The following is a 22,582-nucleotide window of genomic DNA, read 5'->3' on the forward strand; positions in this document are numbered from 1 at the left end:
CATATGCGCATTCATAGAAAAATATTATTGTCAGCCCTTTTGCTTTTGCCTCTCTTCACTATGGGCCAGACAAGCTGGACAGGTGCCAGCAGTACTTCGTGGAATAATGCCAGTAACTGGACTGCCGGTGTACCTACAGCTACTGTTGATGCAGTGATTGGGGATGCCAGTTTTACAGGTCCCTTCCAGCCTACTGTAAACGTTTCTGCTGCCTGTAAATCACTCACTATTGGTGCTGGTACAGGAACACCTGTGCTGACGCAGAATAAAAGTCTGACCGTGGCCGGTAACTTCACCATTGCTTCCAGCGGAAGGATCAACCAGGGAAACGTTACCCTTACTGTTAAGGGTAACTGGGTTAACAACGGTATCTATTCTACTTTGGGTACTAATTCAAAAGTAACATTTGCAGGCACTACCCAGTCAATAAGCGGCACTGTTTCTTCTACTTTCAGAAAGGTAACTGTGAACGCAGGCAGTACCGTTACATTGAATATAAACACTTCTATCACCACCACTTTTGCCGTGAACGGCACATTCATCCCCGCAGAAAATGCCACTCCTTTCGTCATATCAGGAGCCACCACATTAGCCGTGGGTGCATCAGGTATACTAAAGGTGAATGCATCCACTTTTGCAGGCAATTACGCACAATCCGGAACCGTTACGCTCTCCGCAGGATCAACCGTTGACTACAGCGCTACCCTGGTGAATCAAACTGTCTTGCAATCACTTACCTATTCCACGCTCAGAATAAGTGGATCCGGGACAAAAACTGCAGGTGGGAACTTAAACGCATTGAATTCCGCTACTGCTACTGCAGGAAACATTACTGTAAGCGCAGGTACACTGGACCTTTCTACTTTCACAGCTAACAGGGGTACCACTGTTGCAGGCGGTACGCTGACTGTATCCAATGGCGCCACATTGAAAATAGGTGGTACCACTACCTTTCCAGCTAATTACAGTACCAACTCCCTTAGCTTAACCAGCACAGTAGAATATTCAGGTACCAATCAAAGCGTTGCGACAATGACATACGGTAACCTGACATTGTCCTCATCCAGCGGGGCCGCCCTAAAAACAATGCCTGCCACCGACTTTACAGTAGTAGGTAACCTCACAAGTACGATCGGGGCCGGCACATCAGTGAGCTTTACAGCAGCATCGAATATTACAATAAGCGGTAACATAACAATAGGCGCTTCCACTACTTTCAGCGGCAGCAGCTTCACACATAATGTTTTCGGTAACTGGGTAAATAACGGCACTTTCACAGGAAATACCAGTACGGTTAATATGACAGGGGCCGGTTCTTCCATCAGTGGTACAGGCACACATAATTTCAATAACCTTTCTCTTAATGCCTCCAATATTACCGCTGCCGCTACCAGCAATATCACCGTAACCGGCAACCTTGCTACCACAGGGGCAGGATCATTTACACATGCCGTCGGAGGTACATTCACACTATCCGGTACAACAAAAACAATTACAGGTACAGGTCTTATATTTGATAACCTCACCATTTCCGGGACTGTAGTCTCTACCAGCAGTATTACAGTAACAGGTAATTTATCCGTCTCCGGTAGTTTTACAAACAACAGCAACACTGTTACCATGAGCGGCACTGCTAAAACCATTGCAGGAGGTGGTACGATCACATTCAGCGCATTATCTGTTCCAGGTACCATTACCACCACCAACAATTTTTCAGTGAATAATTCCATGAACATAAGCGGCAGTTTCACTGCCAGTGCAGGTACAGCTACCTTTACGGGTACCTGTACACTCAACGGAACAGCCAACCTGTTTAATGTAACACTGAATGGTACTTCACTGCAATTATCCACTAACGCCGTACTTGGTATTGCCGGCGCTTATACAATAACTGCCGGTACCTTAAACGCGACGACCTCCACTCCCAATACGGTCAACTATAATGGCAGTGGTGCACAAACCGTTACGGCAGGCAATTATGGAAATCTCATATTATCTAATGGCAGTACTAAAACAGCCGGGGGCGCGATCACGGTAAACGGTGATCTTACAATTGCAGCATCCACCACTTTTAATGCGTCCTCATTTTCACATACTGTACTAGGGAACTGGACGACAACAGGTACATTTACCGCATCAACCAGCACCGTTTCGTTTACAGGTACTACAGATGTTAATATCAACGGTGCTACTACTTTCAATACTCTTACCATCAACAAATCTGCTACTTCCAACCAGGTGACTATCCTCAGTAATGTGGATGCAGCTACCCTGAATATGACCAGTGGTGGCATGCAAACCGGCAGCAATACTATCAATATTACAACAAACCGTAGCGGAAACGGTATCATAATAGGTACAATAAAACACACACATAGTTTTACATCAGGCACATCCTATGCATTTGAAGGACCTAATAATACCATCACATTTGCAGGGGTGAACTTATTGCTTACTGCTGTTACCGTAACGGTCACCAAAGGATCGATCAGTGATTTCCCATTTGGAGGGTCTATTAACCGGGTATATAATATTCAATTAACAGGTACGGTTGTATCCCTGGCTACACTCCGGTTACACTACGAAGATGTTGAACTGAATGGTAATAATGAATCTTCCAGCCAGCTATGGCATTATAATGGGTTATCATGGGGTGTATCCGGCAAAACGACTAACAGTACCACCTCTAATTACGTTGAACAAACCTTATTACTGGACGTAAGTAACCGATGGACACTCTCTGATAATATAAGCCTGGTGCGGTGGAACGGCTCTGTGAGCAGTGACTGGTTTACAGCAGGCAACTGGACAACCGTACAGGGCACACCTTCAAAACCACCAGCGGCCACAGATATCGTGGAGATAGGCACAGCCGCCTTTACCAATCAACCCGTTATTGCTACCAGTGCAGCCGTAGCTAAAAGTATCACGTTTGGAAGCGTGCAGGCAGTCACGCTTACATTAAATAGCGGTGGTTCTTTAACCACACAGGGAAATATCACCGGTACATGGTCAGCCAATGCCATACATACTATCAATGCCAATAACCAGAATATTACCGTAAACGGAGATCTCACGCTCAGTGATGGAACAACAAGCCATGCAATCAATCTTAACATGGGAACAGGGACCACTACTATTGCAGGTTCGCTGACAGAATCAGGCGGTGCCAATGTGACCATCTCAGGGGCGGGGGCCTTGAATATAGGCGATGACTTTAATTACACCAGCGGCACCTTCACCCCTTCTACCAGCACTGTTACTTATAATGGCAGTGTGGCACAAACCGTGGCAGGAGTCACTTACAACAATCTTGCCGTGAATAAAACAGCTGGTATCGTAGCTATCAATTCCCCGGCTAATGTGAATGGTAATGTTACCGTCACAGCAGGTGAACTGGATATCAACGCCTCCTCCACTATAACCGGGGATGTAAATATTGCCTCAGGCGCCACCCTGAATGGTGATGGCGTCACCACTACTGTAGGCGGCAATTGGAATAACAGTGGTACATTCCTATCATTAAGCGGTACCATTTTACTCAATGGCAGTGGTCCACAAACCGTTTCTGCCACTACATTTAATAATTTTACGATTAACAAACCAGGCAGTACGGCCACACTTTCCGGGAATTTAACAATTAATGGTAATGTATTATTTAGCGCCGGTACATTGAATATTACAACATTTACTATTAACAGAAGTTCTGTCGGTGGTACACTTACGGCTGCCAATGGAACAACACTGCTGCTCAGTGGGGCTAATAATGTACCGGCAAACTTCAATACTTATATAGTGTGCAATACCAGTGTTATACACTTTAATGGTACCGTTGCACAAACTATACCTCCGATAATTGTGGGCACCATTATATTCAGTAACAGCGGCACTAAAACATTAACGGGTCCTCTTACAGTGAACGGTGACCTCACCATCAACAGCGGTGCTACATTCGACGCAAATAGCAATACCATAAACCTGGGCGGTAACTGGGTCAACAGCGGTACCTTTACTTCCGGTACAGGCACTGTCATCCTGAATGGAACCACTAAGACCATTACAGGTAATACCACCTTTAACAGGTTAACTATTTATGGCAGTTATGCTGTAAGTGGAAGCGATATCACCTACAATGGTCTGTTAAACATTACTTCCACCGGCTCCTTCGATGGGGGTTCAGGTCAGGCAACAATAAGCGGAGACCTGACCAACAGTGGCTCATTAATAAGTAACGGTACCACTACATTCGCAGGAACCAGTGTGCAAACCATCCGCCTCTTAAATGCCATTACCTCGAACTCAAGCGGTATCATCAATTTTAACGGGAATGTTTCTCCTGTACTGAACTCTACCAGCGCTCCCATATTTGCAACACTCAACATCAATAATACTGCGGGGATAAATCCCAGCGTAAACTGGACCGTAGCCATTGCATTCAACATCAGCAGCGGCGCTACGTTTAATGGGGGAGCTCCTACACATAATATCCTGGGAAGCTTTACCAATAATGGTACCGTCACCAGCAGTGGTACAATAAATTTCACTCCTTCCGCAACACAGACTATCAAACTGGCAGGCACTAGTTTTTCAAGCACTGGTACCGTTATATTCGGGGGCTCAGGCGCTATAACTGTTACAGGTACACCTACCGCTTTAAATAATATAAACGTCACCAATATCAACGGGGTAACACCAGCAGCCAACTGGAATATAACAGGCGACTTCCTGATAGCGAATAATGCTGTTTTTAACGCGGGCAGCAATACTTTTACCGTGGCAGGAGATATGGAAAGTGATGGTACATTAAATGGCGGCACCTCCCTGTTTACGCTGAGTGGTACCAACGCACAACTTACCGGCAGCCCTGGAACAACCTTCTATGATCTGACAATCTCAGGCACCCTCATGGCCAATAGTGATTTTAACGTATCTCATAACTTTACCAATAATAATAGTTTTGATGCTACCATAGGAACCCTCACAATGACTGGTTCCACTCCTTCTGTAATAAGCGGAACAGCCGCTTCTTTTGATTTGGCACAGATTGCCATCAGCAAAAATACCGGCGCTACTACTACGCTGGCAAAAAACATAACAGCTGTAACAGATCTGCATATTCACAGCGGCATACTGGATGCCGCTACATTTACCATCACCCAGGACCCCGGTGGCGGAACATTCAGCATTGACGACAACTCATTTTTTAAAATAGGTGGTACAAATTCATTGCCCACCTTCACCACATATGCATTCGATACGTTAAGCAGCGTAGAATATAACGGAAGTACGCAAACAGTATCTTCTGCTACACCATATGGCTATCTCACCATTTCAACCACCGGTACTAAAACAGCTACTGCTGCTTTATATATATTAAGTGACTTCACCCTCACCAATGGCACCTTTGTTCCGGGAACGTTTGCAGATACCATCAATGGCAACTGGAATATGACAAGTGGTACTTTTACCAACACAGGAAGTACCTTTGTCTTTAACGGACCAGCACCGCAAAGTATCAACTCCACAGGAGCATTCAATAATCTCACCGTTAATAAAACGACGAATCCTATTACACTTGCCTCTAATTTAACAACAAACGGGATACTTAAATTCAGCGCAGGTAACATACAAACAGGCAGCAGTTTTCGAGTAATAATTCCAGCAGGTGGCAGCGTCACAGGGGCCGCACAGGGTACCGGATGGGTAAATGGAAAATTACAGAAAAATATAGCTACCGGCTCTGCTGTATCCCGCACTTTTGAAATAGGCGATAATACTTCTTATACACCGGCTACAGTCCTTTATGCCAGTGTTACCAATTCCGGCAATCTCAGCGCTGTAACCACCACTCCGGATCATCCCAACATCGGTACTTCAGGTCTTAACACCATCAAAAGTGTAAACCGCTACTGGTCATTTACCAACAACGCTACTGTTTTCACAACGGCATCTGTTACAGTTAACTGGGTAGCTGCAGACGTAGATGCGGAAGCTACTACCGTAAACTTTAAGGTGGCCAGTTATAATGGATCTTCATGGTCTTTACCTACTACGATTTCTCCTCTTTCAACGTCTATACAGGGAACAGGACTCAGCTTCGTTGGAGATATTGCTGTAGGTGAACTGGTAAACAGCGCTACCTGGACAGGCGCAACAAGCACCGACTGGTATCTTAACGGGAACTGGTCAACCGGTTTTGCCCCGCTCATTACCACTGATGCGATTATTCCTTCCAGTTTAACCAATTACCCGGTGATAACCACTGGCACAGCTACCGTACAAAGCATTACTATACAAAACGGTGCTTCCGTCACTGTCAATGGTGGCGCCATGCAGATAGCAGGTACTATTACAAATAGCGGTACTTTCACTGCCAGCAATGGTAGCATCGAACTTATAGGCATCACGGCACAAACAATACCTGCGGCCGCATTTGCAGGTAACCTGATCAAAAACCTTACAACAAACAATAGTGCAGGCGTAACATTAGGCGGTACGTTGAAGGTCTCCGACGTATTAAAAGCCACTACCGGTCAGTTCAGCACAGGCGGTTTCCTTACCCTCCTGTCCACAGCTACGCAAACAGCGTTGATAGATGGCAGTGGATCAGGTTATGTAACAGGCAACGTAACCATGCAACGCTATCTGGCTTCCGGTTTTGGTTATAAATATGTCAGCTCCCCTTTCACAGCTGCAACAGTGAATGAATTTGCTAATGACCTGAATCTGGCCGCCACCTTCCCTACTTTTTATAAGTACGTAGAGAACCAGGCTTCCTCAGGATATACTGTCTATACAACGGCTACGAGCATACTCACACCCATGGTGGGATATTCTGCCAACTTTGGCAGTTCTTCATCGCCTAAAACAATTGATATGACAGGCGTGGTGAATAATGGTACCATTACCTCGCCAACAATATACAACCATAACCAGCCGTACACACTCGGTTTTAACCTGGCAGGAAATCCCTACCCTTCTCCGGTCGACTGGAACGCTTCGGGGGGATGGACAAAAACAAACATTGATAACGCGCTTTATTATTTCAATGCCGGTAATACCAACCAATATACCGGTACTTACTCCACTTATATCAATGGAATTTCCAGCGATGGCATAGCCAATAATATCATTCCTGCCATGCAGGGATTCTTTGTCCATGTAAGCAATGGCACCTATCCTGTTACCGCATCTTTTGCTGTTAATAACACCGCCAGGGTAAACAACCTGACGCCTAACTATCACAGGGATGCACCATCAACTGTTCCATTACTTCGCCTCAATGCATCCTTTGCAGATGAAGCTATGCCGGAAGATGCAACTGTTATCTATTTTGATCATTCCGCTACCCTTTCAACGGACCCTGAAATGGATGCGCTTAAACTGATCAATACAGATCCTTTGGTGCCTAATCTCTATTCATTATCCGATACGACAAAACTATCTATCCATGCCCTTCCTTATGTGCAGGATAGCTCCAGCAGGATACCGTTAGGATTGATCACGCAAAGGTCAGGATGGATTACGTTTAAAGTACAGGACCTTGAGAGAATACCTTCCGGTCTGCACATTTATCTGCACGATGAAAAAACAAATATTACCCAGGACCTGCAACGTAACCCCAGTTATCGCCAACTCATTGAAACAGGAAAATACAACGACCGCTTCTCGCTGGTATTTAGTCTGAAAGACCTTTCTCCATCCGAAGAAAATGCGACTGATACATTTAACGTGTACAGTGCCGGTCGCAAAATATACGTATACCTGGACCTTGCTTCAGGAGATAAAGCCGGTATTATGTTAAGTAATATGTCCGGACAGGTAATCCTGCGTCAACAATTATCAGGCAAAGGTTATCACGACCTGGGACCTTCGTTCAGCAGTGGCCTCTATATAGTAAGTTACTATTCGCAGAAAGGATTGCGATCTAAGAAAGTTTTTGTAGGATATTAAACTCAATATCGTTTGATTAATTTCTATGTAGGTAATTCAATTTTACTTTTGAACAAAATAGAGCCATGTGACCAATGCTGGAATTGGGCTTAGATATATTTCAGAAGAAAACCCGATTCCAATCTCACTTAAATAGATTTTACCTGCTTCCACATTTCCTCATTCACTGGAATACCTTCCAGTAAATTTTCCATTCTTGTCTTATAAGTATTCTCTCCCGGAAAACTAATCTGATCTGGATTTTCAGATTTGGTATATTCTAAGATACCCGCTATCAAACTTTCATGGAAATCAGGTTTATGAATCGCAATGAAACATTGTGACACGCCAAACTCCTTTCCACTAGCTGTAATCTGCTCTACAGAGCGTCCCCCGGTCAGGGCTCCTAATAACACATCCAACATGAGGGCCAATCCGGAACCTTTCCATAAACCAATAGGTAATGCTCTCTTTGTTTTCCTTATCTCTGCAGGGTCCTTTGTAAGTGCTCCATTACTGTCATATCCTCCTTCGAATGGTAGTTCTTTTTGTTTCAATTCATACTCCTGCATCTTGCCATAAGAATACTGAGACATGGCCATATCCAGCACAATTGGGTGTTCAGGGCGGGGTACAGCTATTACTAATGGGTTATTGCCAAGGCGGGGAACTGTACCTCCCCAGGGCGGCATGCTACCCATTGCATTGGTAAAACAAATACCTATACAATCTGCCTGGGCTGCCTGCCAGCCGTAAGTACCTCCACGCATCCAGTGGTTGGTATTCCGGATGCCTACAATACCGACACCGTATTGTTTAGCCAGTTCGATTCCCCGATCCATACATACAGTGGCATTGAACATACCAGCACCATTGTATCCTTCCCATGTTTCAATCAGACCATGTTTCTCAACCATTTCCGGAGTGGCATTGGGGTCTACGAGGCCATCTTTTATCAATTGCGCAAATACAGGAAAACGGTTTAATCCGTGGGAATAGACACCGTCACGGCTGTTATCAGCAAAGATACCGGCTACAATGCCGGCCTTTGCAGTGTCAAAACCAAGGTCAATCAATTTCTCTATAAAAACCTGTTTAAGCTCTTCATACTTTACTCTCATGATAAAATAATTTATTTATACTGCAACAAAAATTGCAGGATAATGATCAACCCAATGTTATCCCCTACTCATACCTCAACGCCTCTATCGGATCCAACCTCGATGCCTTCTGTGCCGGATAATATCCAAAAAATACCCCCGTAGCCGCACACACCAAAAATGACAACACTATTGACGACTCCGACACCAACGTTGGCCAGGACAAAAATATCGTTATCAACTTCGCAGAAGTGATCCCTAATACCACCCCAATTATCCCTCCCGTTATACTAATCATAATCGCTTCTATCAAAAACTGCATCAATATATCAATCCCTCTCGCGCCTATTGACATCCTCAACCCTATCTCCCTCGTACGCTCCGTCACTGACACATACATGATATTCATAATCCCAATACCTCCTATCACCAACGAAATACCGGCTATCGCCGTCAATAATATAGTCAGCAAATTGCTCGTAGAACTCAATGTAGCGATCAACTCCGCCATCGTGCGCACCTGAAAATCGTCCTCATCTGCTGCACGCAGTCGATGCTGTTTGCGAAGTATACTCGTGATCTCATCTGTCGCCGCATCCGAAGCACTTTCATTCACCGCCGATGCATAGATGGTTCGAAAATAAATAGACGCTAATATCCTCTTCTGCACAGTCGTATACGGCGCAATGATCGCATCGTCCTGATCCTGCCCGAAGGAGCTCTGTCCCTTGGCTTCCAGCACACCTATTACCTGAAAAGGAATATTATTAAAGCGAATGATTTTCCCAATAGGATTATCGCCACTGGGGAATAAATTAGTTACTACCGTCTGACCTAATAAACACACTTTTGCTGATGCACGGACATCTTCTTCACTGAAAGGTATACCGTCCTTCAGGGCCCATTGACGAATATCTAAATAAGACGGACTCACGCCATAAATAGTAGTCGGCCAGTTCAGCGCGCCATTGATCGATTGTCCGCTGCTATTTGCTGCTGGCGATACCGCACTTACATTTTCCGCCTGCTTACGGATGGCCTTTACATCATCAATAGTCAGGGTATTTACTGAGGTCCCTCCCAGCCTGGCCCCACCAGCCACATTGCTGCTGGGCAGAATAGTGATCATATTGGATCCCATGCTGGATAACTGGGACTGAATGCTCTCTTTACTCCCCTGTCCAATCGCCACCATAGCTATCACAGCCGCCACACCGATGATAATACCCAGCATGGTCAAAAAAGCCCGCAGCTTATTGCGGAGCAGGGCTTTGAAAGCAATCCTGATGAGGTTTAATATATTCATATGTTTAATAATCATCTGAGACCGGCAGCGAAGCCAATGCTTCCTTTGCAGATCTTACATTTTCATTCTTTGTATCTTTCACCACTTTCCCATCACGCAACATGACCGTACGACTACTAAATGCAGCAATGTCCGGTTCGTGGGTAACGAAGACAATTGTTTTGCCCTGCTCCCTGTTTAGCTCCTGCATAAGGGCCATAATCTCGTAGGATGTTCGCGTATCCAGGTTTCCCGTCGCTTCATCCGCTAATATCATCACAGGTTCATTTACCAGCGCACGGGCTATGGCCACACGCTGCTGTTGTCCACCAGATAGCTGATTGGGCGTATGGTCCATGCGCTCTGCCAATTTCACCGCTTCCAGTGAATGTATAGCTTTCTTACGACGATCCTCATGACTGATCTCCATATTGTACAGCAAAGGCAGTTCTACATTCTCCAATGCAGATGTACGCGGAAGCAGGTTGTAAGACTGAAACACAAATCCTATTTTACGATTGCGTAGCTGCGCCAGTTCATTCCGGGAAAGTTGTCCGATGTTTACACCATCCAGTAAGTATGTGCCTTCTGTAGGTTTGTCAAGACAACCCAGTATGTTTAGTAAAGTTGTTTTACCGGAGCCACTGCTTCCCATGATGGTGATGAACTCCCCCGCAAACACATCGAAGGTGACGCCTTTGAGCGCTCGAACAATTTCTGTGCCCATGCGGAACTCCCTTTTTATTTGTTGTATTTCCAGTATCTTTTTGCTCATCGTTTAAAATGAATGGAACAGACGAAAACCCGCCTGCAAATGAATCGAAAAAACAGTCATCAACCGTCTGTTAATGAAAGATATTAAATCATCGTTTTCTCCGCTGCGGCATAAACGGACTACTACCAGAACCTGAAGTCTTTGTCCCCTTACTCTCCGCCTCCTGCATCATTGCCGTTATCACATCATCATTTTCTGTCAACCCTGAAATTACCTCTGCATGCGTATTATCATTCAACCCAATAATCACCTTTCTCTGCACCAACGAATCTCCCTGTCTCACCCACACATAAGTAGTCGTTACTTTCGACGTATCCGCATGCTGCCTCCTCACTGTATCCTGCGCCCCTCCCGTTACAGGCTTTGATAACTTATGCTTCTCGGCCGCCGCAGGTGCTATACTCACCACTGTAAATTTCTTTGACATCGCTGAATCTGGCTTAAACATCAACGCCTTTGCAGGAACCAATAACGCATGATACTTTTCTGCCGTATAAATAGTTACCGTTGCCGTCATACCCGGCTTCAATTTCATATCTTCATTCGGCGCACTGATAATCGTGGTATATGTAACCACATTTGAAGACACCGAAGGTTTCAAGCGTATCTCTTCTACCTTGCCGGAAAATTCATCCTCCAGGAACGCATCTACCGTAAAGGATACACGCTGACTATCTTTTACATTCCCTATATCCGCCTCATCCACATTGGCCTGCACCTGCATCTTCGTAATATCTTTCGCTAATATAAACAACGTAGGCGTGCTAAAACTTGCTGCCACTGTCTGTCCTACACTCACAGAACGGCTCAAAACGACTCCGTCAATCGGTGAATAAATTTCTGTAAAGAATAAGTTCCGCTTCGCAGTCGCCAACGATGCCCGAGCACTTTCCACACTTGCTTTCGCCGCCTGGTACAGATACTTCGCATTGTCATAGTCTGCTTTGCTCACCGCACCTACATTATATAGTTGTTCTTCTCTTTTGAACTGTGCTTCTTCATAGATCAACTGACTCTGCGAACTGGCCAGATTACCTTTGTTCCGATCCACTTCTGCCTGCAACAATACCTTGTCCAGCTCAGCGATCAATTGGCCCTTCTTCACCTGCGAATTAAAGTCAGCATAAATGTACTTGAGCGTACCAGATACCTGCGTACCTACTGCTACAGTATCTACTGGCTGCACATATCCAGTCGCTGTGACGCTCGTATATATATGACCGTATTTCGGCTTTTCCGTTTCAATGAACACCGGCATCTCTTTCTTTCTAAAAAAGAAAAACCATACGGCTAATACAGCCACCACGATCAATATTATTATAAGGACCTTTTTATTCATCCTATATCAGTTTATACAAATTTTACAATGTAACAGGTACTCCCCTGTAGAAATCATAGATTCTGATATACAGCGCGGAACTATACTTAGCCTGTATATAAGACTGTAACGCCTGTATGTAGAGATTTTTCTGCACCAGCACTTCCGTCGTATTGGTAGCGCCGATCTTCAATTGCTCATTCGCTATGCGGTAGGCTTCCTGTGTATACCGCAATTGCTCAACAGCCGCATCATATTGTGACTGAGCATTGAGCACATTGATATAAGCCTGCTCCACGTCGTAAGATAAGGTAGTACGTGTATTCTGCAGGGTGAGTTCCGCCTGCCCCACTTCCAGTTTTGCCACCGCTTCATTTACCTTGTTCGCCCGCTTGCTGAAGATGGGCACGGAGAGCGTCACGCCTATTTGCTGGTAGAAATTATTGTCCATCTGCCGCATGAAAGAATAGTAACTATTATCTGTATAACTGGTCCCTATCCCTGCTCCTGCTGACAATGTAGGCAGATAACCCGCACGGGCTTTCAGTACCCCTATTTTAGCCGATTCCACACTCAGCTCACTGCTTTTCACTTCAGGACGATTATCCAATGCTGTTTGCCTTGCTTCTGACAAAGTGGTCAACACAGGATTAGACATGATTGTATCCGGTTCCAGCACGGCAAAACCCGTATCCGGTGGCAATTGCAATATTTGCTTTAACGTCAGCATATTTTGACGGTGAGTATTCTCCGCCGCTACCAGTGTATATTTATCATTGGCTAATTGCGCCTGCAACTGGATAAGGTCCTTCAGTGCCACCGTACCCGCATCATAGAACTGTTGCTCCTGTTTTACCTGGGCCTCCGACGTTGCTACTACATCTCTGACATACACAATGTTCTCCTTTGCCAGCAGAATATTCAGGTAGGCCTGCGTAATGCTCAGGGTAATATCATTTTCCGAAGCCGCCAGGTCCAGACCCGCCACCTGCACCAGCAACTGCTTTTGCTTAATATCATTTCTGAGATACCCACCATTGTATAGTGTAACGGAAGCACTGGCGGCCGTAGTACCCGAGGTAGTTACCCGGGATCTGAGGTCGCCATTCGAGTCTGTCACCTTGGAATAGGTCACAGCAGGTGCTAGGGAGGCCGATACGCCGGGCAATACTGCTGACCGGGATAACAAGAGGTCCTGTTCAGAAATACTGCGGCTCAGACGTAAACTATTCAGTGTGATATTATGCGTTTTAGCATAATCAAGGCAGGTCTGGAGGCTCCACCGTGGAAGGGAGTCCTGTGCCTGTATAGGAGCACACTTACAAACAAAGAAACAAAAGATTATGAGTTTGTTGAACATAAAGGAACATTTCAAGACAGATACTCATCCGTTACTAATTTAACTAAAAAACGTGCCATGCTGTTCATTTAAAAATGCAAAAGCCTATTTTTCTACCACCGGCAGAAAAATAGGCTGAATGGGAACAGTATTTTATTACTTGTATGGGATCACGAAAACGTTCACAGAGGCCGGTTGCAGGGTTACGCTGGCACTGTTTTTTGTAACAGTCAGCTTTTGCTGCAACGGAGCTACCAGTGACGGTTGGTCCAAAGTATTGATAGCCAGTTTGTCCGTCGCGGTAAGGATCTGTTGTAAGGCTGCCTCTTTGGTGGTCGTAGCACCATCCAGCTGGATCTTATAAGGACGGGCAGCTGAGGAAGCATTCACCACTTTCAGCAACAGCTGGTGTTTAGCTGCGTCAATGGTAGCACTGGCGTAGATGCTGTCCTGCCCAGTGAGTGCCTTCCCATTTTCTGTAACAGGAACAGTGTTGGTGCCTTTGTAGTTGGCAAATAGCTTCTGTACGAAATAATTGGGCGTACCTACAGATCGCAGGTTGTCGAACCAGATCAGGTCAGGGCGCCATTGCCATGCGTCCACGTGAGCCAGCAGCGGTGCGTAGGAAGCCATGTTCACCACATCCGCATTTCTTTCCAGACCGGTCATAAATGCTGCTTCTGCCAGGGCACTACCCCAGGTATTGCGGCTTTCAGGCTGGTCTTTCTCCTTATCCCTGATGTGGGCTGCATATTCCCCTGCAAAGATATGGGGCGCTTTACGATCGTAATTATCGTAGCGGGAAGCATTCTGCAGGAACCAGTCTGGCGCCATATAATAATGTTCGTCTACCAGGTCTGCTTTGGAACCTTTCAGCTGGGACCAGCCATAATGAAAACGCTCATCGTCCGGAGACGGGCCTACACTGGATACCAGTTTGATCTCAGGGTGTTTGGTCTTCAGCACGGTTTCCCACATTTTATAACGGGCTATGTACTGGCTATCCCATTGTTCATTACCCACCCCGATCATTTTCAGGTTAAAAGGCCTGGGATGCCCCATATCGGCCCTCAGTTTTCCCCACTTTGTATCGGTGCCGGCATTGGCAAATTCGATCAGGTCAAGGGCGTCCTGGATATAAGCAGGTACATCGTCATCTGCCGCCACTTCGCCGGTATTGAACTGACAGGCCATGCCGCAGTTCAGAATAGGCAGTGGCTCGGCGCCGATGTCCTCAGAAAGCTGGAAGTATTCAAAGAACCCAAGCCCATAGCTTTGATAGTAATCACCCGGAGCGCGGTATGGGAATTCTGTATTCCAGCGGTTCACGATCAGGGTACGCTCTTCGATAGGTCCTACTGTCTTTTTCCATTGGTAACGGTTCACCAAGTCCTTACCTTCCACGATACAGCCACCGGGGAAACGGACAAAACCGGGATGGAGGTCAGCCAGCAGTTGTACCAGATCGGTACGGAGACCACCGGGACGCTGTTTCCAGGTATTAGCCGGGAAGAGGGAGAGCATATCCGCATCTATGGTGCCGTTGCCTTCGAAGAAAACCTGCAGCCCGCCTTTGGACACGGTTTCACTGGCTGTAATGCTTACAGCGTAGTTTTTCCAGTCTTTACCGGGAGTGCCTATAGTAGCAGTGCCAATAGGAGCACCTTTGTCATTGAGGAGGACTACCTTAATTGTAAGGTCGCCAGTAGTATTACCAGCCAGCACAGAGAAGTTGTACGTTTCTCCTTTTTTAAAGCCCATGCCACGGAAACCTTCATTGAAAAGGCCGAAGTTGCCAGCAACAGTAATGTGAGCATAGCGTGGATTGGCTGCATTTTCAGGGGCACGGTTTACGATCAGGACTTTGCCGTTATTGGCTTCTTTGATCACTTTCCATCCCTGTAAAGGCTGGGCAAATTCAAACGAGCGGTTTTTGACCAGTTCAGCATAAATGCCGCCGTCTGCCGAGAAGTTAATGTCTTCGAAAAAGATCCCCCACATGGTGGGTTGAACAGTGTGTTGCGGTGTGTTTACTTTGACGGTAAGCGTCTGAGCCACGGAAATTGTTCCGGACAATAATAGCGCTGTAAGACAGCGATGAAGTTTGTATCGCATAACCAGGAATTATTCAGAAGCCCAATATAGGTTTTAAAAAGGAATTTTTGTGTGTACTTTTGACAATTATTTTCAATGCCTAAAAAAGGAGCTGTAAAACACAGCTCCTTTTTACATTATTAAAAATTTGAATTCTGTACCAGCACACCATTACTCTTATCAATCTCTGATTGTGGTAATGGGAAATAGTAATTCTTAGGTCTTGTAAATGTACGCGCTGCCTGAATCACAGCTCCAGAAGACGTTAACTTAGGCTGATTGTAAATTGTCGTGATATCAATGATACCCGCCTTATCCCAACGCATCAGATCCTGGTGACGTTCATTCTCTCCACACAGCTCTACCCTTCTCTCATGCATTAACGCAGTCATACCTGCATTGGATACGCTTGTTAAACCTACCCGGCTACGAATTGCATTGATTTCCGCATCACCGGCACCAGTGCCGGTCTGACGGATCTTTGCTTCTGCCACACACAAATAAATGTCTGATGTACGCATCAAAGGATATTTGAAAGAATAGTTCAAACCACCTGTGCTCGTCCATGCGCAGAACTTGTTATAATGATACCCTGTTGATGACAAAGATGCAGTATAAGTGGCATTACCTGTACCAATATTTATCACATCTCCCGGCTTCATAATACATACATCCTTTCGTGGATCACCCACTTCAAATTCATCCAGTAATCCCTGCACGGGCTCAAAGAAATCCCATCCGCCCCATGCACGTGGTGCATGATAAGTGATGAAGTCAGAATATCCCCATCCATCCAGTGTCTGTACGTTAAACAACATCTCACTGTTATTGCTGGTAGCAGGTGTAAAGTTCGCCGCATAGGTAGACTGCAAGGCGTAATTTGAATTTGTGATCACGCTATCACCATACAAAATAGTATTTGCAAAATCATTCTCATAGAGATACAGTTTTGCCAGTAAACCCCATGCCGTACCTTTGCTCACCCGACCTGCCTGCGATGCATCGTAACTCTCAGGCAATAAGATCGCCGCTGCTTTCAGGTCTGCTTCGATCTGTGCATGCACTTCGTCGATAGTAGATTTTGCCTTATTGTAAGTACCGTTTTTGATATCCTCTTCCATGATCATAGGTACATCACCATAGATCAAAGCAAGGCGCCAGTAAGCGTATGCACGGAAGAAATGCGCTTCACCTAAACAACGGTTTTTGATATCTGTATCAATACTGGTAATATCTGGAATATACAGCAGGGCACTGTTTGATCTGTTCAGCATTTCGTACTTCCACTTCCAGGGTGCTTTCACAGCAGCATTGGAAGCATCGTATGTAAAGGCTTCAAGGTCTGCCAGTTCAGGATGATCCCCCGCACGATACTGGTCGTCAGAACAGTTGTCGTATACAAACTCACCAAAGCCCGTAAAGTCTTCTTCCAGTAAAATATTATAGATACCAGTGATGCCATCTACTGCGTCAGATTGATTGCGCCAGTAGTTAGCCGTTGTATAGCTACCTTTTTTCTCTACATCCAATTCCTTGTTACAGGCAAAGAACGCAGGTACACACAGCAGCAAATATTTCATTCGTTTCATTGCTTAATTCGTTTTGCTTGTTTAGAAATTCATGGTTGCACCAAAAGTGAATACACGGGCCTGTGGGTAAGTAGCCACGTCTACACCGCGCATGAGGTTACCATCTCCACCTGAAGCGGAAGCATAACCCAGCTCAGGATTCAGTCCTTTGTATTTGGTGATCATGAACACATTCTGACCAGTAGCATAGATCCTGATATCAGAAATCCCTGATTTGCCCCATACATGAGAAGGAATCGTATAGCCAAGGGTGACATTTCTCAGAGAGAAATAATTACCACTTTCTACAAAACGATCTGATGTACGTGCGTTCTGATTGGCATCTACAAGAGACATGCGTGGCATACTGTTGCTGGTACCTTCACCATGCCAGCGGCCCATTGCTTCTGCATACATGTTGTATGAGTAGGTAGGATCCAGCCCTTGCATTCTGTCAGCATTATACAGTTTCACACCTGCTACACCTGCAAAGTTTGCACTCAGATCAAAGCCTTTATATTCAATACCAGCTTGTATTCCGTAAGTCATACGTGGGTTAGGATCACCCAGGTTAGTGCGGTCATTTTCGTCGATCTTGCCATCACCGTTGATATCTACGAAACGTACATCACCGGGTTTGATATCGGCCCTGTTATTATCATTAGCCACATTCGCATCGTTGTCAATAGCAGTCTGGTTCTGATAGATACCATTCGTCTTCCAGCCATAAAAGGAAGCAATCGGCTGTCCTTCGTAGGTACGGGAAATTTCCTGTGCCTGACGGCCATAAGGCGTAGAGCTGATATAGGTACCGGAGTACAGACGGGTCACGCGGTTCTTAATGAAGGATGCATTCACACCTACATTATAATGCACGGCCTGTTTGCCACCACGGTAGCTCAATTCAATTTCCCATCCTTTGTTGCTCATCTGACCGATGTTCTGATCAGGAATTGTACTTGTACCATGTACATCCAGTTCAGGATAAGGTACCAGCATGTCGCGGGTATTCTTGTTGAACCAGGTCACAGTGGCATTCAGGGCGTTTTTAAAGAAGCCCATTTCGACGCTGATATTGGTCATCTCTGCCTTTTCCCAGGTAATGTTAGGGTTGGCGAGAGAACTGTTCCAGATACCTGTTGTAGCATTACCACCGAAGGAGTATTTACGGTCCTTGGTTATTATCGCGAGGTATTGGTAGTCGGTTACGTTCTGGTTACCCAGCTGTCCCCAGCCACCGGTGATTTTCAGGTTGCTCATGAAGCCGACGTTGTCTTTGAAGAAAGCTTCATCGCTCACGCGCCAACCCAGTGAGAAAGCCGGGAAATAACCCCAGCGCTGGTTTTTCGGGAAACGGCTGGAACCATCAGCACGGAAAGTACCGGTGAAGAGGTATTTACCTTTATAACCATAGAACGCACGCAGGAAGCCGGAGGCAATGGCGCTCTCCGGATTGTAGTTACCGGAAGCATTGTATACAGTAGTACCGTTGTCAAGCACACGCTGATCCGCGGATTCGTCGGTATAACCCCAGCGCTCTGCACGGAAGTAGTTGCCCTGTGTTTTTTGAATAGAGTAACCACCAGTCAATGTCACCTGGTGAACGTTATTGAAAGTCTTGTTGTACGTCAGGAAGGCTTCGCCCAATGCGGTACCATTAGATTCGGTACGTTGCCACAGGTCAGCGTTTGCGCTCACGCGGGTCTGATCGAGAATGGCAGGGGTGAAGCTATATTGCTGGTAGATGTTGCCATCGTAACCGCCGTTCACACGTAAGGAGAGGCCATCTATGATCTGTACTTCACCATAAACACTGGCGAGTACACGATAGGTCTTGCTCCAGGCATCGATATTTTCAACAGTGAATACAGGGTTGTTAATGTCCCCCAGCTCGTTGCTGGCCTTCGCTGTACCATAGCTGCCATCATCGTTTCTTACAGGAATAGCAGGGTTAAAGCGAAGTGCGCTGAAGATCAGACCTGTTTGTGAAGAATACGTATCAAAGCCTTTGGCATTGCGGTAAGTAAGCTGAAGGTTCTCTCCTACTTTCACACGACTACCGAGTTTATGTTCGGAGTTAATACGGAAACTATAACGCTTGAAGAAGGTATTTTCGATCATCCCTTTTTCATCGTAATAACCAGCGCTGAAAAGGTAGTTTGAAACAGCGCTACCGCCACGCAGGTTCACATCTGCATTCGTAGTGGAACCGGTGCCGATCAGTGCTCTTTGCCAGTCGGTACGCTGTACCGCATAGTAAGGATCCTGCCAAAGGGAGTTGATGGCCACACCATCGTTGGTATAACGTTCCTGTTTCAGCTGTACGAGTTCAGGAGCGGTGAGTAATGGAATGTAACGGCGTGCGTTGGAAGTACCTTTATAAACATTCACGGTAGCGTGGGTTTTCTCGCCATAGCCTCCTCTCTTCGTGGTGATGATCACCACACCGTTTGCAGCGCGGGTACCGTAGATAGCGGAGCTGGAAGCGTCTTTCAGGATTTCCATAGAGGCGATGTCATTCGGACTCACATCGCTCATGCCGGTAGCGGGCACACCATCTATAATAATAAGTGGTTCCGCATTGTTGATAGTACCTGTACCCCGGATACGAATACTCGGTTCAGTACCTGGGGAACCATCGGAACGCACAATGTCTACACCGGGTACTTTACCCTGTATAGCCTGTGCGGCGTCGCTGACAGGCAGGTTTTTGATATCGGAACCTTTGATGGACGATATGGTACCTGTTACATCGCGACGGTTTTGTGTACCATAACCGACTACAACTACTTCACCCAGGCCTTTGGAAGTGGATTGCAGTGATACAGCAAACGTGATCTGGGTGCCGATAGTGATTGTTTGCTGGGTATAACCCATAAACGAGAAAGTCAGACTTTTTGCGGATTCAGGGACCTGCAAAGAGAAATGGCCTTTGGCATCAGTAATGGTGCCGGATGTGGTGCCCGGCAATGTGATGTTTACACCAGGGAGGCCGCTGCTATCGCTGGCATCTTTGACCATCCCGGAGATGGTACGCTGTGCGAGTGCCGCCGTGGTTAGCAGGCACGAAATGAATAGAAGGAAGCATAGCTTGCCCAATGGTTTGTACCTCATAGCAAAGTAAGTAGTTGGATTTTGGAAAAACGTAATTATAATATCAAGGAAGCTTACACACTGTTCGCTGGCATTACATTCAAGTGGTGTACATTATTAATAGGAACACTTTTTTACGATGTCACATTCACAGATATAAAAGTAAAAGTAGACTTTCTTAACAAGATATTATGATATTAATTTAACGAGTTTAAAAAAATTTAGCCAGTAAACATGCTTCTTTTTTAAGCTTACTATTCCCAGTATGAAAACGTATACCCGGTCTTGTTACTTCATATCTACAGTTTCCCCGCAGTGCGGACTTACTTTCTTTAGTAAAGTTTAATGGGATTGGAAAAACTACTCAAATAAGAAAACGACACAAGTATCTGTTTTTCAATATATTATATAAAAACGAATTGTCTTTAACATTTTCTTAGAAGATTCTTGCACCGTTTTGGTTATTTACTCATCAACCATCATTTATTGATTTTTTATTTAACCAATTAAAATTGAAAAACCATGAAGAAGCAATTAATCCGTTTCGGCCTTATGGCAGGTTTTGGCGCTTTTGTTCTGGCCAATGTGAATGCAAAGAATGTTATGTCTAACAGCGGTAACGCGGCCGACACCATTATGTCAGCAGACACTGCGAGCTTTTTCAAAGCAGATACTGCCAGCTTTGCGAGAGACACTGCTAACTTCAGCACCGACACAGCCAGCTATGTAAGAGACACTGCGATGGCGAATGACACAGCAAATTTGTTTAAAGCAGACACTGCGAGCTTTTTCAAAGCGGATACCGCTATGATGAGTGACACAGCATACCTGTTCAAAGCTGATACTGCTGCAAATTTCCGCGACACCGCATCTTTCTTCAAAGCTGATACTGCGCTGATGAAAGACACAGCTTTCAGCTTCAAAGCTGACACTGCCAACTTCCGTGACACTGCGGCTTTTGCCAAAGCAGACACTGCTTTCGGTAAAGACACCCTGGCTACTGCAATGATGAAAGACACTGCCAGCTTCACGCTGAAAAGTGACACTACCAGTGCAAAAGCAGACACTGCCGCATTTGCTCACAGACTGGATACAGCAATGTCTGTAAAAGACACTGTTGCATTTAAATCAGTAGGTGATACTTCATCTGCCAAAGCCGACACTACAGGCAAGCAAGTTGCTGATACTACTGCAAAAAAGCATAAGAAACAACCTAAACAGTAGCAGTACAGTGAACATGCCGGTACATTATTATTGACCGGAAAGATTTTTCTTATTCAAACGGAAACCTTGAAGCCTCCTGATAAATTCAGGGGGCTTCTTTTTTTGGGGAAATTGGCCTGTGGCAGCAAACAAGATCTGTTTTATTGGATTGATGATCTGTTAATGGACTATCGCCCTGAAGGAATGGTTTCCTTTTACATTTGAAAATTCTTTTTCAATACTGCCTTTTATTGCCCATAAAAAAAGCCCCCGGATACTTCCGGAGGCCCTCTATAAATAAATAACAAACTGCCTGAATACTAGAAATTATAACCGGCTTTCAGACCAAAGAAACCTAAATGGTCTCCATCCTTAAACCAGCTCTCATATTTCGCCTCCACATCAAGACCGAGGAAACGAATACCCACTCCTGGTGCAAAAAGAGCAGCAGTACCATCATAGTCACCTACGTAAGTAGCAGTACCACCTTCTACCTTTACATACAGTAATGGAATAGAGAATTTATACTTCACCCCTACTCTTACCGGAAAAGCCTGCAGAGCAGAATATTTACCTACCGGACCGTCAACTGCACTATAGTCAAAAGACTTACCGGAAAAACGCATGTAACCAGCAGAACCAGTTACACCCAAACCAGCAATCAGCTTGATGTCTGCATTCAGACCACCACCCCATCCAGCGTTGTGGGTATCTTTGAAGTCACCTGTAGGAACACCTGTTTCTACATAGGGGCCAATGCTGAATCTCTTTAACTGTGCCTGGGACTGGGTACCAATCACACAAAAGAGTGCCAGTAATAATGAAATTTGAATGGTTTTTATCATACGGATATTTTAAAATTCTCACAAATGTAA

The 22,582-nt window shown here is 45.4% G+C and carries 11 protein-coding genes; 2 read left to right on the plus strand and 9 right to left on the minus strand.

Features of this window, described 5'->3' with window-relative positions:
* The first annotated feature begins 3 nt into the window (after positions 1-3).
* Complete coding sequence (locus BW716_RS12340) at positions 4-7,953, plus strand: hypothetical protein (protein WP_143708835.1); 7,950 nt, start codon at positions 4-6, stop codon at positions 7,951-7,953.
* Positions 7,954-8,081: 128 nt separating this feature from the next.
* Here the strand turns inward: BW716_RS12340 and yiaK are convergent, their stop codons facing one another.
* The 8 genes from yiaK to BW716_RS12380 all read right to left on the minus strand — a co-directional run bounded on the left by yiaK (position 8,082) and on the right by BW716_RS12380 (position 20,525).
* Positions 8,082-9,053, minus strand: a complete 972-nt coding sequence (gene yiaK / locus BW716_RS12345) for a 3-dehydro-L-gulonate 2-dehydrogenase (RefSeq protein WP_083722863.1) — start codon at positions 9,051-9,053, stop codon at positions 8,082-8,084.
* A gap of 64 nt (positions 9,054-9,117) precedes the next feature.
* Positions 9,118-10,338: an ABC transporter permease gene (locus tag BW716_RS12350; RefSeq protein ID WP_083722904.1), complete on the minus strand. Its 1,221-nt coding sequence runs from the start codon at positions 10,336-10,338 to the stop codon at positions 9,118-9,120.
* Between the two features lie 4 nt (positions 10,339-10,342).
* Positions 10,343-11,092 carry an ABC transporter ATP-binding protein gene (locus tag BW716_RS12355; protein ID WP_083722864.1) on the minus strand — a complete coding sequence of 250 codons (750 nt, stop codon included), beginning with the start codon at positions 11,090-11,092 and terminating at the stop codon, positions 10,343-10,345.
* 88 nt (positions 11,093-11,180) lie between these two features.
* Positions 11,181-12,431, minus strand: coding sequence for an efflux RND transporter periplasmic adaptor subunit (locus BW716_RS12360; protein WP_083722865.1), 1,251 nt, complete (start codon positions 12,429-12,431; stop codon positions 11,181-11,183).
* Positions 12,432-12,453: 22 nt separating this feature from the next.
* On the minus strand, positions 12,454-13,770 hold the full coding sequence (locus tag BW716_RS12365) for a TolC family protein (RefSeq protein WP_083722866.1): 1,317 nt from the start codon (positions 13,768-13,770) through the stop codon (positions 12,454-12,456).
* Positions 13,771-13,905: 135 nt separating this feature from the next.
* Positions 13,906-15,864: an alpha-L-arabinofuranosidase C-terminal domain-containing protein gene (locus tag BW716_RS12370; RefSeq protein ID WP_083722867.1), complete on the minus strand. Its 1,959-nt coding sequence runs from the start codon at positions 15,862-15,864 to the stop codon at positions 13,906-13,908.
* 119 nt (positions 15,865-15,983) lie between these two features.
* Positions 15,984-17,432: a RagB/SusD family nutrient uptake outer membrane protein gene (locus BW716_RS12375; protein ID WP_083722868.1), complete on the minus strand. Its 1,449-nt coding sequence runs from the start codon at positions 17,430-17,432 to the stop codon at positions 15,984-15,986.
* Between the two features lie 21 nt (positions 17,433-17,453).
* The gene (locus BW716_RS12380; RefSeq protein WP_083722869.1) at positions 17,454-20,525 is read right to left on the minus strand and encodes a TonB-dependent receptor; all 3,072 of its coding nucleotides are present in this window, start codon (positions 20,523-20,525) and stop codon (positions 17,454-17,456) included.
* A 501-nt stretch (positions 20,526-21,026) separates the two neighbouring features.
* Here BW716_RS12380 and BW716_RS12385 point away from each other — a divergent pair.
* Positions 21,027-21,728, plus strand: coding sequence for a hypothetical protein (locus tag BW716_RS12385; RefSeq protein ID WP_083722870.1), 702 nt, complete (start codon positions 21,027-21,029; stop codon positions 21,726-21,728).
* Between the two features lie 299 nt (positions 21,729-22,027).
* Here BW716_RS12385 and BW716_RS12390 read toward each other — a convergent pair whose 3' ends face one another.
* Positions 22,028-22,552, minus strand: coding sequence for an outer membrane beta-barrel protein (locus BW716_RS12390; protein ID WP_083722871.1), 525 nt, complete (start codon positions 22,550-22,552; stop codon positions 22,028-22,030).
* Between the last annotated feature and the right edge of the window lie 30 nt (positions 22,553-22,582).

The organism is [Flexibacter] sp. ATCC 35208 (genome assembly GCF_001975825.1).
GTDB lineage: Bacteria > Bacteroidota > Bacteroidia > Chitinophagales > Chitinophagaceae > Chitinophaga.

What these genes read in the sequence shown, in the direction of transcription:
- BW716_RS12355 (WP_083722864.1), bottom strand. Translation starts at nt 11,092, where the DNA reads ATGAGCAAAAAGATACTGGAAATACAACAAATAAAAAGGGAGTTCCGC.
- BW716_RS12370 (WP_083722867.1), bottom strand. Translation starts at nt 15,864, where the DNA reads ATGCGATACAAACTTCATCGCTGTCTTACAGCGCTATTATTGTCCGGA.
- BW716_RS12365 (WP_083722866.1), bottom strand. Translation starts at nt 13,770, where the DNA reads ATGTTCAACAAACTCATAATCTTTTGTTTCTTTGTTTGTAAGTGTGCT.
- BW716_RS12360 (WP_083722865.1), bottom strand. Translation starts at nt 12,431, where the DNA reads ATGAATAAAAAGGTCCTTATAATAATATTGATCGTGGTGGCTGTATTA.
- BW716_RS12350 (WP_083722904.1), bottom strand. Translation starts at nt 10,338, where the DNA reads ATGAATATATTAAACCTCATCAGGATTGCTTTCAAAGCCCTGCTCCGC.
- BW716_RS12385 (WP_083722870.1), top strand. Translation starts at nt 21,027, where the DNA reads ATGAAGAAGCAATTAATCCGTTTCGGCCTTATGGCAGGTTTTGGCGCT.
- BW716_RS12375 (WP_083722868.1), bottom strand. Translation starts at nt 17,432, where the DNA reads ATGAAACGAATGAAATATTTGCTGCTGTGTGTACCTGCGTTCTTTGCC.
- BW716_RS12340 (WP_143708835.1), top strand. Translation starts at nt 4, where the DNA reads ATGCGCATTCATAGAAAAATATTATTGTCAGCCCTTTTGCTTTTGCCT.
- BW716_RS12390 (WP_083722871.1), bottom strand. Translation starts at nt 22,552, where the DNA reads ATGATAAAAACCATTCAAATTTCATTATTACTGGCACTCTTTTGTGTG.
- BW716_RS12380 (WP_083722869.1), bottom strand. Translation starts at nt 20,525, where the DNA reads ATGAGGTACAAACCATTGGGCAAGCTATGCTTCCTTCTATTCATTTCG.
- yiaK (WP_083722863.1), bottom strand. Translation starts at nt 9,053, where the DNA reads ATGAGAGTAAAGTATGAAGAGCTTAAACAGGTTTTTATAGAGAAATTG.